This is a genomic window from Blautia massiliensis (ex Liu et al. 2021) (assembly GCF_052064225.1).
In the GTDB taxonomy this organism is placed as follows: domain Bacteria; phylum Bacillota; class Clostridia; order Lachnospirales; family Lachnospiraceae; genus Blautia_A; species Blautia_A fusiformis.
Genome location: NZ_JBQHWA010000001.1, coordinates 73,269 through 86,453, shown reverse-complemented (window position 1 = coordinate 86,453; position 13,185 = coordinate 73,269). Strand labels below are relative to the sequence as shown.

General features: G+C 47.7%; 12 protein-coding genes. All 12 read left to right on the top strand.

Annotation, left to right across the window (positions count from 1 at the left end; genetic code table 11):
• Nucleotides 1-47: 47 nt before the first annotated feature.
• The 12 genes from hypE to ACTNDQ_RS00320 all read left to right on the top strand — a co-directional run bounded on the left by hypE (nt 48) and on the right by ACTNDQ_RS00320 (nt 13,160).
• Nucleotides 48-1,055 (top strand): hydrogenase expression/formation protein HypE, encoded by a 1,008-nt coding sequence (gene hypE, locus ACTNDQ_RS00375; protein WP_270391050.1) that lies wholly within the window; start codon nt 48-50, stop codon nt 1,053-1,055.
• A 27-nt stretch (nt 1,056-1,082) separates the two neighbouring features.
• A complete protein-coding gene (locus ACTNDQ_RS00370) occupies nt 1,083-1,352 on the top strand; it encodes a TM1266 family iron-only hydrogenase system putative regulator (RefSeq protein WP_021651574.1) in 270 nt (89 codons plus the stop codon).
• Nucleotides 1,349-2,116 (top strand): nitrogenase iron protein NifH, encoded by a 768-nt coding sequence (locus tag ACTNDQ_RS00365; RefSeq protein ID WP_144092247.1) that lies wholly within the window; start codon nt 1,349-1,351, stop codon nt 2,114-2,116. The genes ACTNDQ_RS00370 and ACTNDQ_RS00365 overlap by 4 nt, the downstream gene beginning before the upstream one ends.
• Nucleotides 2,110-3,453: a nitrogenase component 1 gene (locus ACTNDQ_RS00360; RefSeq protein ID WP_441063178.1), complete on the top strand. Its 1,344-nt coding sequence runs from the start codon at nt 2,110-2,112 to the stop codon at nt 3,451-3,453. Before ACTNDQ_RS00365 ends, ACTNDQ_RS00360 begins: the two co-directional genes overlap by 7 nt.
• Nucleotides 3,450-4,766 (top strand): nitrogenase component 1, encoded by a 1,317-nt coding sequence (locus ACTNDQ_RS00355; protein ID WP_278795347.1) that lies wholly within the window; start codon nt 3,450-3,452, stop codon nt 4,764-4,766. The genes ACTNDQ_RS00360 and ACTNDQ_RS00355 overlap by 4 nt, the downstream gene beginning before the upstream one ends.
• A gap of 109 nt (nt 4,767-4,875) precedes the next feature.
• Nucleotides 4,876-5,307: a DMT family transporter gene (locus ACTNDQ_RS00350; protein WP_021651570.1), complete on the top strand. Its 432-nt coding sequence runs from the start codon at nt 4,876-4,878 to the stop codon at nt 5,305-5,307.
• Between the two features lie 110 nt (nt 5,308-5,417).
• Entirely contained in the window at nt 5,418-6,245 is an 828-nt protein-coding gene (locus tag ACTNDQ_RS00345) for a helix-hairpin-helix domain-containing protein (RefSeq protein ID WP_441063175.1), read from the top strand.
• Nucleotides 6,246-6,255: 10 nt separating this feature from the next.
• A complete protein-coding gene (locus ACTNDQ_RS00340) occupies nt 6,256-6,945 on the top strand; it encodes a response regulator transcription factor (protein WP_015525979.1) in 690 nt (229 codons plus the stop codon).
• A 3-nt stretch (nt 6,946-6,948) separates the two neighbouring features.
• On the top strand, nt 6,949-8,379 hold the full coding sequence (locus ACTNDQ_RS00335; RefSeq protein WP_022426407.1) for a sensor histidine kinase: 1,431 nt from the start codon (nt 6,949-6,951) through the stop codon (nt 8,377-8,379).
• A 10-nt stretch (nt 8,380-8,389) separates the two neighbouring features.
• Nucleotides 8,390-9,337 (top strand): GerMN domain-containing protein, encoded by a 948-nt coding sequence (locus ACTNDQ_RS00330; RefSeq protein WP_278795350.1) that lies wholly within the window; start codon nt 8,390-8,392, stop codon nt 9,335-9,337.
• Nucleotides 9,338-9,381: 44 nt separating this feature from the next.
• The gene (locus ACTNDQ_RS00325; RefSeq protein WP_278795351.1) at nt 9,382-11,658 is read left to right on the top strand and encodes a DNA internalization-related competence protein ComEC/Rec2; all 2,277 of its coding nucleotides are present in this window, start codon (nt 9,382-9,384) and stop codon (nt 11,656-11,658) included.
• A 122-nt stretch (nt 11,659-11,780) separates the two neighbouring features.
• Entirely contained in the window at nt 11,781-13,160 is a 1,380-nt protein-coding gene (locus ACTNDQ_RS00320; protein ID WP_278795352.1) for an NAD(P)/FAD-dependent oxidoreductase, read from the top strand.
• Nucleotides 13,161-13,185: the final 25 nt, after the last annotated feature.

Below are 13,185 nucleotides of genomic sequence, written 5' to 3'. Positions count from 1 at the left end.
AACCGATATGAAATTCCTTTGACCCAGCATAGAAAGAAGATAATATTATGGAAAATAAAACAGTGACCATGGCACACGGTGCCGGAGGCCGTCAGACCTCAGAACTGATCGATGAAGTATTCAAAACGCATTTTGCAAACCCGGATCTCACAGCCGATGATGCGGCCGTGCTGGTTCCGCCTGCAGGAAAAATGGCAGTATCCACCGATGGATTTATTGTTTCTCCGGCATTTTTTCCGGGGGGAAATATCGGCAAGCTTTCCATCTGCGGAACCGTTAATGACCTTGCCTGTATGGGAGCAAAACCGATGTATCTTACCTGCGCTTTTGTCATTGAGGAGGGTTTTCCCATGGAGAAGCTGGAGGAGATTGCCGCAGCCATGGAAAAAACAGCAAAAGAAGCCGGAGTGCGTATTGTTTCCGGAGATACTAAGGTGGCAGGAAAAGGTCAGGTTGACGGTGTGTTTATCACAACAACCGGAATGGGTGAGATCCAGGAGGGCGTTCAGGTAGGCGGTGAGCTGGCAAAACCGGGAGATGCCATTATTGTAACCGGTGATGTGGGAAGACATGGATGCACCATTCTTCTGGCAAGAGAGGATTTCGGCATTGACGCAGATGTGACAAGTGACTGCGCACCGCTGTGGGGAGCTGTAAAAGAGGTACTGGATGCCACCCATAACATTCATGTGATCCGTGATGCCACAAGAGGTGGTGTCGGAACGGTTCTTTACGAGATCGCAGGACAGAGTAACGTAGGGATCCGCCTGGATGCAGCAGCTGTTCCGGTAGCTCCGGAGGTAAAGGGGGTCTGCGGCATGCTTGGCCTGGAGCCGCTTTATCTGGCATGTGAGGGACGAATGGTGATCATGGCGCCAAAGGAAGAGGCAGGAAGGATCGTGGAAGCACTGCGTAAATGTCCTTATTCCAGGGACGCAGCCATTATCGGTGAAGTTACGGAAGACCAGCCGGGAAAGGTTGTCATGACTACGGAGATCGGAACGCAGGCACTTCTTCCGCAGCCGGGAGGAGAGCTTCTGCCGAGGATCTGCTGATAATATCGGAAAGGAGAGTCAGATCTTATGGAGACAAGAGTGGCATTGATCTCGATCATTGTGGAAAACAATGACGTGATCGATGATATCAACCGTTTTCTTCATGAAGCGGGAAAATATATTATCGGGAGAATGGGGATCCCTTACCGGGAAAAAGGCATCAATATCATCAGTATTGCCATTGATGCACCACAGGATGTGATCAGCTCCTTATCCGGAAAGATCGGCCACCTCAGTGGAGTTTCCGCCAAAACGGCATATTCTAATGTGATCACAAAAGCGGAGGACAGAAAATGATAAAAGTTGCGGTATACGGAAAGGGCGGCATCGGAAAATCTACTACGGTTTCCAATGTGGCAGTAGCCCTTGCGGAAAAAGGAATGAAGGTGATGCAGATCGGCTGTGATCCCAAGGCAGATTCCACAATCCTTCTCAGGCATGGAAAAAAGGTTCCCACTGTGCTGGAGCTGTATAACGAGAAACGCCAGGAGCTGAAGCTTACGGATATGGTGCAGATCGGATATGGGGGTGTAGTCTGTGTGGAAGCCGGCGGTCCTGCACCGGGGCTTGGATGTGCGGGAAGAGGTATCATTACTGCTCTTGAGAAGCTTAAGGAAAATGGAGCCTATGAGACCTATAAACCGGACATTGTTTTTTATGACGTACTGGGAGATGTTGTCTGCGGTGGATTTTCCATGCCCATGCGAAAGGGGTATGCAGATAAGGTATTTATCATCACTTCCGGAGAAAACATGGCCATCCATGCAGGGGCAAATATTGCCATGGCAGTGGATAATTTCAGAAACAGAGGATATGCATCCCTTGGCGGCGTGATCCTGAACCGGCGGAACGTGCCGGGAGAGGAAGAAAAAGTCCGGGAGCTGGCAGAGGATTTTCATACGCGGGTAGTGGGAACGCTTTCCAGAAGTGAACTGGTCCTGGAAGCAGAGAATCGAGGAAAAACTCTTCTGGAAGCTTATCCGGATTGTGAGATGGCAGAGGAGTACCGGACACTGGCCGAGCAGATCCTGAATGCATGCAGGGAGGAAGGCTCATGTTAAAAAGAGTTGGTAACAGAGAGCTTTCGGGAAAAACAGAAATATTTATAAAGGAAGCCTCTTTTCCGGTTCCCTTTCAGTCGGGGCTGGAATTTAATTCACCAGTCCATGGAAACTGGAATATTGTACATACGGGAATGCTGGTTCCGGAAGCAAGGCAGATCTACGTCTGTGCGGATAACTGCATGCGTGGCGTTGTGCTGACTGCCGCAGAGATGAATGCGGCAGACCGTTTTTCCTTTGTGATCGTGGAGGAAAAGGATCTTCTGGGCGGAAATCTGGAGGATGTGACCATTGAAGGAGTGACGGACATTCTGAACCGGCTGGATGAGAAGCCAAAGGCAGTCCTGCTTTTTACCGTGTGTCTTCATCATTTTCTGGGAAGTGATCTGGAACGCATCTACGGAGAACTGGAAGAAAGATTTCCGGAGATTTTTTTTATGCGATGCTTTATGGATCCTGTCATGCAGAAAACAGGTACGACTCCGGATCAGAAGCTGCGCCGTGCCATGTATGATGCAGTACCGGAGAGGAAAGCTGATCCGGAATGTGTTACAGTCCTGGGCAGTGATTTTGTGCTGGATGAGAGTGCAGATATCTGCCGGATCCTGAAAAAGAACGGAATCCGTCTCCGGGAAGCACCGGCCTGTAAGACCTGGGAGGATTATCAGAGCCTGGGAGAGGGAAGCCTGATCCTTAACTGCTATCCGGCAGGAAAATTCGGAGTACAGCAGCAGGCGGAGAGACTTGGAAGGCCGTTTTTATACCTGCCCGGAAGCTTTGACTATGAGGAGATAGAGACGCAGGAAAAGTATTTGCTGGAGCTGCTGGAGCAGCAAAGTGGCGGTAAAAATGGTCTGGATATCGAAACGGAGATCCGAAAATGCGAGGAAGCTCTTTTCCATGCACACCAGATCATCGGTGACACTCCCGTAGCTGTGGATTATCTTTTTCATCCAAGACCTCTGGGACTTGCAAAGCTTCTCCTTACGCATGGATTTCAGGTACAGTCCGTTTTTCTGGACAGTATCAGCCCGGAAGAAAAAGAAGTATTTTTCTGGCTGAAGGAGAATTACCCGGAACTCATGTTGATTTCGACTGTCCGCCCGGAGATGAGAGTGCGGTCACGGCAGCATTCCGGAAAAATCCTTGCCGTCGGACAAAAAGCAGCCTGGTTTACCGGAAGCCGGAATTTTGTCAATATGGTACAGGGTGGCGGGCTTTGGGGCTTTGACGGGATCAGACGTACTGCACAGCTGATGCTGGAGGCATTTAATGAGGAAAAAGCTCCGGAGGATCTGATCGTTCGAAAGGGATGGGGGTGCGAAAGCTGCATATGAGACAGGCATATCGGATCATACCAATCTACACGGCAGACGTGTCTGGTGTCTGCTCCGCGTTGTATGAGCTTGGAGGAATGACAGTGATGCATGATCCCTCCGGCTGTAATTCTACCTATAATACCCATGATGAGATCCGGTGGTACGACCAGGACAGTCTGATCTTTATCTCAGGTCTTACGGATATCGATGCCATTATGGGAAATGATGAGAAATTTCTTCAGGATATCGAAGAGGCGGCAAAGGAGCTGAAACCGAAATTTATTGCACTTGCAAGTTCACCGATCCCCTTTATGAACGGAACAGATTTTCAGGGACTGGCCCGTGCACTTACAGCAAGGACCGAAATTCCGGTATTTTCGGTTCCGACCAGCGGCATGCACGACTATGTATACGGAGCAGGGCTGGCACTGGCGGAAATCGCAGGACATTTCACAGGAGCAGCAGAGAAAACAGGAAGGTGTTCAGAAGTACCGACGGGATCTGCGGAAAGATCTACAGAGAAGAGAAGCAGAAAATTAAATCTTCTTGGAGCAACACCCCTTGATCTTGGCCCGCAGTCTGCAGTAGATGCTATGAAAAAACGTCTGAAAAACTATGGCTGGGAGATACTTTCCACCTGGGCTATGGGGGATACGCTGGAAGCTTTGTCCTGTGCCGGTGAAGCAGCGGTAAACCTTGTGGTATCCTCTGTGGGAATCCCGGCGGCCAATGTGTTGAAAGAAAAATTCGGTACGCCATTTCTCGTGGGGACTCCTGTGGAAGGCTATGAGGGGCAGATTTCAGATGCACTTGAGCGGATCGCGGATAGATCCTGTGGAGAGTGGGTAAATAAGAAGGATGACTCCGCAGAGGAAAGCGGAGGGCAGATCTTAGGGAAACAGGAGGAACTGTGGAAAGTAACTCCGGAGCAGGTAATCTATTTTCAGGGAAGGAACAGTCTGTCAGCAGTATCTGATCCTTCAGGAGAAAGCAGGGAAATGCCCGACAAAGATGAGGTATTTTTTTCCGTACCGGACATTACCATCATCGGAGAACCGGTTACCATGGGCTCCCTGGCAGCAGTCATAGAGCAGAAATACGGAAAAAAGGTTCAGCTGCTCTGTCCGCTGGAGATCACAGAGGGACTTTTGCGCAAGGGAGATGAAGCCATCTGTGGCGAGGAAGCCATGGAAGAAAAGCTGAAAACAGCCAGGATCATTGTGGCAGACCCGCTCTATCGTCCGATCTGTCCGAAAACAGCCATTTTTTATGAGATGCCGCATATTGCGTTTTCCGGAAGGATATATCTCAGAAAATATTTTCCGGAATAATTTCAGAAAAACAACATAAACTATAAGAAACCGTAAAGGCGTTGCAGAAATATGCAGCGCCTTTTTCCGGCAGTAATACCGGAAATGGAGTATATATGGAGGGATTTTTATGTGGGGATTTTTGTCAGCACTGATCTCAGGTGCACTGATGAGTATTCAAGGGGTATTTAACACAAATGTAACAAAACAGACCAGTCTGTGGGTTTCAACCGGCTGGGTACAGTTTTCTGCATTTCTGGTCTGTGTGGCAGCATGGTTTTTCACAGGCAGAGAAAGTATCGGCATGCTGTGGCAGGTAGAGGCTAAATATAATTTACTCGGAGGAGTGATCGGTGCATTTATCACTATCACAGTGATCCGGAGTATGGGAAGTCTGGGGCCTGCGCGGGCGGTTATGCTTATTGTCATTTCTCAGCTTGCGGTGGCTTATCTTATAGAATTGCTGGGGATTTTCGGTGTGGAAAGAGCAGATTTTCAGTGGAGAAAGCTGTTGGGAATGCTGATCTGTATTGCAGGTGTGGTTATTTTCAAATGGAAATAGAAATAAAAGTATTGTAATATTTGTAATACTTCGTTAAAATAAGGTATGGTTTTGCATGAGTAACGGGGCACCTGTCGCCACATCGGCGGAAAGGAGTGAACCGCCTACCTATGAAAATAAGATCACATATCAGAAGTGTTCGGCTTGTTTTTTCCATATTTTTGTTACAGATCCTGGCAGGGCTGACAGGCTGTAAGGATGACGGAACAGAATTTCTGGAGAAAGAACTGGTGCAGGAAGAAAGTACGGAAGCATCCGGAATGGATGCAGAGCAGGAAGAACCGAAGGATACGGAAAGTGAAGTATCCGGGAAGGCATCCGCAGGGACTGCGGCAGATATATCACAGAAGAAACAGAATGAGTCTGCGGAGGAACCGGCTCCGGAGGTTGAAAAACAGCTGCCGGAGATCTCAGACACCCCTCAGACCATTTATGTAGATATATGTGGAGCAGTGACCAGCCCGGGAGTCTATGAGCTTCCATATGGCAGCCGTGTTTTTCAGGCTATCGAGCAGGCCGGAGGATATCTTCCGGAAGCTGCGGCAAGCTATCTCAACCGTGCTAAGGGACTTTCCGATGGACAGCAGGTTTATGTGCCTACCCAGGCGGAGGTGGACAGCCAGCGGATCGCAGCTACCCAGGATGGAGCGGAAGTCACAGCAGAAAACAGTACCGAAACGGCGAGCGGACAGAAATCCGCCGGAGAGGATTCCGGTGAAGCTGAGACTGCATCTTCCACAGAGCAGAAGATCGATCTGAACACCGCTGATGTATCCCAGCTTACTACTCTTACAGGTGTAGGGGAGTCCAAGGCCCTGGCGATCATCGCTTACAGGGAAGAGAACGGTCCCTTTGCTTCAGCAGAGGATATCATGAATGTACCAGGCATCAAAGAAGGAACCTATGAGAAGATAAAGGATAAAATAGCAATAAAGTAAGGAGCGCTAAATGAGCAGGAAAGTATTGGTAGTAGATGATGAGAAACTGATTGTCAAGGGACTTCGCTTCAGTCTGGAGCAGGACGGAATGGAAGTGGACTGTGCCTATGACGGAGAGGAAGCACTGGAAAAAGCAAAAGCAGGAGAGTACGATATCATTCTTCTTGACCTGATGCTTCCAAAAATGGACGGTCTTGAGGTATGCCAGCAGATCCGTGAATTTTCCAATGTTCCGATCATCATGCTTACAGCAAAAGGAGAAGATATGGATAAGATCCTGGGTCTGGAATACGGAGCTGATGATTATGTCACCAAGCCTTTCAATATCCTGGAAGTCAAAGCCCGCATCAAGGCGATCATCCGCCGTGCAGGCAGCAAACAGGACAAGCAGGAGAAGGCCAAGACTGTGGAAGTCGGAGAACTGAAGCTGGACTGCGAGGGACGCCGCGTATTTATCTCCGGAAAGGAGATCAACCTCACAGCCAAGGAATTTGATGTGCTGGAGCTGCTGGTATTCAATCCGAACAAGGTATACAGCAGAGAAAATCTTCTGAATATCGTATGGGGCTATGAATATCCGGGAGATGTCCGTACCGTAGATGTACATATCCGCCGCCTGAGAGAAAAGATCGAGGCCAATCCCAGTGAGCCGAAATATGTACACACCAAATGGGGTGTGGGCTACTATTTCCAGGCATAACCTGTGAAGTTCAAAAAGAACGGCAAATTTTTCAAAAGTCTCCGCTTTCGTATTCTGATCATCCTGATCATACTGGGAATCGTACCGAGTGTCATCGTAACGGAAATGGTCATTGCCAACTATGAAGATCGTGCCATTGCCAACCGTGTGCAGAGCATGGAGAACATCTGTGACATCATGTGCGACCTGCTGATCAAGGAGAATTATCTGAATGACACCAGCTCTCAGACAGTGAACAGCAAGCTGGAATTACTGTCCAACAGCTATGGTGGCAGGATTCTCATTGTAGACAGGGATTTCAGGATCATCAAGGATACCTATGGCGTGGATGAGGGCAGGACTCTGGTTTCCCAGAAAGTATTGAACTGTTTTAAAGGAGAAGATGCCTACCAATATGATTCTGACAGCCAGAAGCTGATCCTGGCAGTTCCGGTAAAAAGTCCGGATGTAAAACAGGTGCAGGGTGCCATGATGATCATGGCATCTTCCAGTGAGGTGACAGCAACCATCCATGAACTGGAGCAGAAAGGGATTCTGATCATCGGTATCATTGTAGTGCTGGCCATTTTTCTGGGGTATATTCTTTCCACGATCCTGGTGAAGCCATTTGCCAGGGTAACGAAAGCAATCGAGGACCTTACAGACGGATATCAGAATGAGGAGATCTCGGTACCGGATTATACAGAGACAGCTTTGATCACAGATGCATTTAACAAGATGCTTTCCAGAATGAAGACGTTGGATGAATCCAGACAGGAGTTTGTATCCAATGTGTCTCATGAGCTGAAGACACCTATGACTTCAATGAAGGTTCTGGCGGATTCGCTGGTAGGACAGCAGGGGGTTCCGGAGGAACTGTATCAGGAATTTCTTTCTGATATCACAGAAGAGATTGACAGAGAGAACAAGATCATCACCGATCTGCTCTCCCTGGTAAAAATGGACAAAAAAGCAGCAGATATGAATATCAGCAATATGAATATCAATGAGCTGCTGGAGAATATCCTGAAGCGTCTCCGTCCTATTGCAGATCAGAGAAGGATTGACCTGATCCTGGATTCGTTCCGACCGGTAACCGCAGATGTGGATGAGGTGAAATTTACCCTTGCCATCAGTAACCTGGTCGAAAATGGTATCAAATACAATGTAGATGAGGGATGGGTCCGCGTAACACTGGATGCGGATCATAAGGATTTCTATGTGACGGTTGCAGATTCCGGCCTGGGAATACCGGAAGATTCCATTGAACGGATCTTTGAGCGTTTTTATCGTGTGGATAAATCCCATTCCAGAGAGATCGGCGGAACCGGTCTTGGACTTGCTATTACAAGAAGTTCTATAGCCATGCATCATGGGATCATCAAGGTATCCAGCAAAGAGGGCGAGGGAACCACATTTACCGTGAAGATCCCGCTGTCCTATATCCCGTCCTAGGAGGTACAGCATGAAAAAAACGATTTTGATCATCTGTGTGGCCGCTGCCTGCATCCTTTTTGGTCTGGTTGCTTTCATAGGTTTGTCGGGAAGAAATAAAAACGAAGAACAGCAGTATAGATTTTATTATATCAACAGCGATGAAACGAGACTGAAAGAAGAAAAATATACTCCGGAGAAGGAAACAACAGAAGTGATGCTGCGCAATTTTTCCGAGAGTCTGAATAACCGTGAGACCCGGGAAGACGGAATCTCACTTTTTCCGGATGGGGTAAAGATTTCTTCTTATTCCATACAGGATGGAGTCCTGAACGTAGAATTCAATGAGGCCTATGATAAAATGTCACGTACCAGAGAACTTCTGGTGCGGGCAGGTATAGTGAAGATCTTTTTACAGGTTCCAGGAGTGGATTCTGTGGAGATCTATGTGGGTAAAAAGCCGCTGACAGATACCAGGGGTGAAGAAGTGGGAGCCATGAACAACGACACCTTTGTGGAGTTTTCCGGGTCCGATGGGGATGTGTACAGCTATGACACCTTTACTTTGTATTTCACAAATAAAAACGGAGATAAACTGGTAGCGGAACAGAGAAGTGTCCGCTACAGACGAAATCTTCCGAAAGCTACGGTGGTTCTGGAGCAGCTTGCAAGAGGTCCGCTGGAAAAAGGACATTATCCTACAATACCGGAGAATTCAGATGTACTTTCCCTGACGAGAGCAAACGGAATCTGCTATGTGGATTATAATTCCGTATTTCAGGATTATGCGCTGGATGTTTCGGAACAGATTGCCGTGTATTCGGTGGTAAATACGCTGATCGCGGCAACGGATGTGGACAAAGTTGAGATTTCCATCGAAGGAAACAAGGAAGTGACCTTTGGCCAGAATATGCAGCTTTATAAGTTCTATGAATGGAACGACAGCCTGCTGGCACACACAAAGGCTAAAAAAGAATAGAAAAAATAAAACATTTCAAAATATCAGAAAACGGGAGAACATTTATGGCGAAAAGGCCGATGTGTCTTTTGTGTTTTCTTATGGTGCTGAGTCTTGGCGCACTGGAGCTTATGGGGATTCCTCTGATCAGGGGGAATCCCCTTCCGTTAAATGTGCAGGAGCAGATCGAAGCGCACCCTGGTTCCATGATCTGCGGGGAGGTGGAACAGTATGAAAACACAGAATTTTCCCAGTCTGTTTATCTGAAAAAAACATATCTTATCCATCAGTCAAAAAAATTTCCAATTGAAAATGTAAGAATATTTCTCAAAAAAGAAGAAGATCTGAAACCGGGAATGCGGATCCTGGTCAAGGGAACGCTGAAAAGAGTGGAAGGTCCTGCGAATCCGGGGGGATTTGACAGCCAACACTTTTATGCCTGTCGTCATATTTATTATTTTATGAAGAACGCTGTGCTCCAAAAGAAAACAGCAGTGTATTCCGGCTACAGGCAGCTCCTTTTGGAGATAAAAGAAAGCTGCAGACAGATCCTGAAGGAAGCAGCAGGAAAAGATGCACCTGTTTTTTGTGCCATGACGCTTGGAGACAAACAGGAACTGGATCCGGAAACACAGATGCGCTATCAGCTGGCCGGAATCATACATATCCTTGCCATCAGCGGACTTCATATCAGTATTCTGGGAATGGGGCTTTACAACCTTCTAAAGAAGATGGGACTGGGAATCTGGCCTGCCGGGATTTTTTCTCTGGGAGTGATGCTGCAGTATGGGATCATGACCGGAGGGAGTGTTTCCACCATGCGTGCAGTAACTATGTTTCTGATCGCCATGGGAGCCAGGATCACCGGACGGATCTATGATATGATGAGTGCTCTTTCCGTAACTGCCATGATGATCCTTGTGGAATCTCCGGCCTATCTCCTGGACAGCGGATTTCTTCTGTCCTTTGGCTGTGTTCTGGGAATGGGGCTCGCTGCGGAAAAGATCTGTGCCCTTGCAGGAGCGGAGAAAAAATGGACAAAGGCACTGGTAAGTCCTATAGCTCTTCAGCTTGTGACTCTGCCGGTGATGCTGAAGTTTTTCGGAGAAGTCTCTATTGCCGGATTTATCCTGAATCTGTTGGTGCTTCCAAGTGTGGGGGTAGTGCTGACTGGAGGAATGGCGGCGCTGCTGCTGGGAATTCTCAGTATTCCTGCGGCAAAACTGGTAATCCTGCCGGCAAGGGTACTGCTGCTTTTTTATGAATATCTCTGCAGTCTGGCAGGAAGATCAGGATGGAGTACCTGGATCGGAGGAGAGCCGGAAATATGGCAGATCCTGGTATATTATGGCTTTTTGATCACAGTTCTGTTTATGGGGCAGTATATAAAAGAACAGCTCCGGAAGAAAAAAGCAGTCTGTGAGGAAACGGAGCTAGCAGAGGAGCGGGCGGAAGCAGGTTGTTGGAAGCTATATGCTATCCGGATAACAGCCGGTATTTTTCTGGCAGTCGGAATCCTGATACTGGGATATCATCCAGCAGGAAGTCTGAAGGTGATCTGCTTGGATGTAGGACAGGGTGACGGTATTCTTGTGGAGACCCCGGAGGATCACCATTTTTTGATCGACGGAGGAAGCAGCAGCCAGTCGGAGCTTGGAAGATACTGCCTTTTGCCGGCATTGAAAAGTCAGGGGATTTCCTGGCTGGATGGGATTTTTATTTCCCATACAGATCAGGATCACATCAACGGTGTGAAGGAGCTTCTGGAATATATGGGAAAAGGTCTTACAACCATCCGGGCCGGATATCTGATCCTGCCTGCCTGGGCGGAAAGACCAGATGCATGGAGGGAGCTTGCAGAGGCAGCAAAAACAGCCGGAGTTAAGGTCGTGACAGCAGGAAAAGGGGATGAATTGCCTTGCGGCAAAGTATCTTTTTCTGTTCTGTGGCCGGAGAAAAATGCCACAGGAAAAGATGTGAATGAGGAAGCTATGGTGATGGAGTTGTCTTTTGGAGATTTTCAGATGCTTTTTACCGGAGATATCGGTGCAGATACGGAGAAAAAGCTTCTGGCAGCCGGGGGGCTTGAGGATGTTGACTGTCTGAAGGTGGGACATCACGGTTCCCGTTATTCTACCACAGAAGCATTTCTTGAGAAAATAAAGCCGGAAGTGGCGATCATTTCCTGTTCGCTCACCAACACCTACGGACATCCGTCACCGGAAACCGTAGAGCGGCTTAAAGAGGCCGGAAGTCAGGTGGAATACACCATGAAAAACGGTGCTATTACCGTGGAAACAGATGGAAAAAAGCTTAAGATCGGAAGGTTCCGGAAGGATTGAGGATTTTTTTCCAAAACCGAAAAAAAACGGTGACTTTTGAACACGTTTATTGTAGAATAGACAGGGTTTGTGCAAAAACAAAGTACTGAAAATGTGCAATACAAGATAAGGAGTTTTTATTTATGAAATATGATGTACTGATCGTAGGAGCAGGTCCCGGTGGAATCTTTGCGGCCTATGAACTGATGAATAATGATCCGGAGAAAAAGATCGCGGTTTTTGAAGCCGGTCATCCTCTGGAAAAAAGAAAATGTCCCATCGACGGAAAGAAAGTAAAATCCTGTATCCACTGCAAAACCTGTGCGATCATGAAGGGATTTGGCGGTGCAGGCGCTTTCTCCGACGGAAAATATAATATCACCAATCAGTTTGGCGGAACTCTGTACCAGCATATCGGCAAGGATACAGCCACAGAGCTGATGGAATATGTAGATAAACTGAACCTGATGCATGGCGGTGAAGGAACCAGGCTTTATTCTACCACAAACAGCGAGATCCGTAAGATCTGCCTTCAGAACGGCCTGCATCTTTTGGATGCATCAGTCCGTCATCTGGGAACAGATATCAACTATGTGGTGCTTCAGAACCTCTATGAAAAAATGAAAGACCATGTGGACTTCTATTTTGACGCATCTGTTGACAAAGTAGAAAAAACTGAAGACGGTTATGCAGTTTTTGTAGGAGATGAGCGTTACGAGGGAACTTACTGTATCATCTCCGCAGGACGAAGCGGAAGTAAATGGATGGAGACGGTATGTACAGAGCTTAAGATCCCGACTCTTTCCAACCGTGTGGACATCGGAGTCCGTGTGGAGCTTCCGGCAGAGGTTTTCAGCCGTCTGACAGATGAGCTTTATGAGAGCAAGATCGTTTACAGAACTGAGAAGTTTGAGGATATGGTCCGTACCTTCTGCATGAACCCGCGAGGTGTTGTCGTGAATGAAAATACCAACGGTATCATCACAGTAAACGGTCACAGCTACGAAGATCCGGCAAAGCATACCAACAATACAAACTTTGCCCTTCTGGTATCCAAGCATTTCTCAGAGCCGTTCCATGACAGCAACGGATACGGTGAGAGCATTGCAAGACTTTCCAATATGCTTGGCGGTGGTGTTATGGTACAGCGGTTTGGAGATCTGATCCGCGGAAGACGAAGCACAAAAGCCCGTATTGAGGAAAGTTTCGTAACACCTACACTTTCTGCGACACCAGGAGATTTAAGCCTTGTTATGCCGAAACGTATCCTGGATGGCATCATCGAGATGATCTATGCCCTGGACAAGATCGCACCGGGAACCGCGGATGACGATACTCTGCTTTATGGCGTGGAGGTTAAATTCTACAACATGGAGGTTGAGATCGACGAAAATCTGGAAACCTGCCACAAGGGTCTCTTTGTTATCGGAGACTGCAGCGGTGTGACACACTCTCTTTCCCATGCATCTGCCAGCGGAATCTATGTAGCCAGATACCTGGAGCAGGAGTATTTTAACAGATAAACTGCAAAGCAGTTTATCTGTTATG

Bases quoted from the DNA above. Each gene is read 5' to 3' on its own strand.
- ACTNDQ_RS00355 (WP_278795347.1), top strand. From the start codon at position 3,450: ATGAGACAGGCATATCGGATCATACCAATCTACACGGCAGACGTGTCT.
- hypE (WP_270391050.1), top strand. From the start codon at position 48: ATGGAAAATAAAACAGTGACCATGGCACACGGTGCCGGAGGCCGTCAG.
- ACTNDQ_RS00370 (WP_021651574.1), top strand. From the start codon at position 1,083: ATGGAGACAAGAGTGGCATTGATCTCGATCATTGTGGAAAACAATGAC.
- ACTNDQ_RS00365 (WP_144092247.1), top strand. From the start codon at position 1,349: ATGATAAAAGTTGCGGTATACGGAAAGGGCGGCATCGGAAAATCTACT.
- ACTNDQ_RS00345 (WP_441063175.1), top strand. From the start codon at position 5,418: ATGAAAATAAGATCACATATCAGAAGTGTTCGGCTTGTTTTTTCCATA.
- ACTNDQ_RS00320 (WP_278795352.1), top strand. From the start codon at position 11,781: ATGAAATATGATGTACTGATCGTAGGAGCAGGTCCCGGTGGAATCTTT.
- ACTNDQ_RS00360 (WP_441063178.1), top strand. From the start codon at position 2,110: ATGTTAAAAAGAGTTGGTAACAGAGAGCTTTCGGGAAAAACAGAAATA.
- ACTNDQ_RS00330 (WP_278795350.1), top strand. From the start codon at position 8,390: ATGAAAAAAACGATTTTGATCATCTGTGTGGCCGCTGCCTGCATCCTT.
- ACTNDQ_RS00340 (WP_015525979.1), top strand. From the start codon at position 6,256: ATGAGCAGGAAAGTATTGGTAGTAGATGATGAGAAACTGATTGTCAAG.
- ACTNDQ_RS00350 (WP_021651570.1), top strand. From the start codon at position 4,876: ATGTGGGGATTTTTGTCAGCACTGATCTCAGGTGCACTGATGAGTATT.
- ACTNDQ_RS00325 (WP_278795351.1), top strand. From the start codon at position 9,382: ATGGCGAAAAGGCCGATGTGTCTTTTGTGTTTTCTTATGGTGCTGAGT.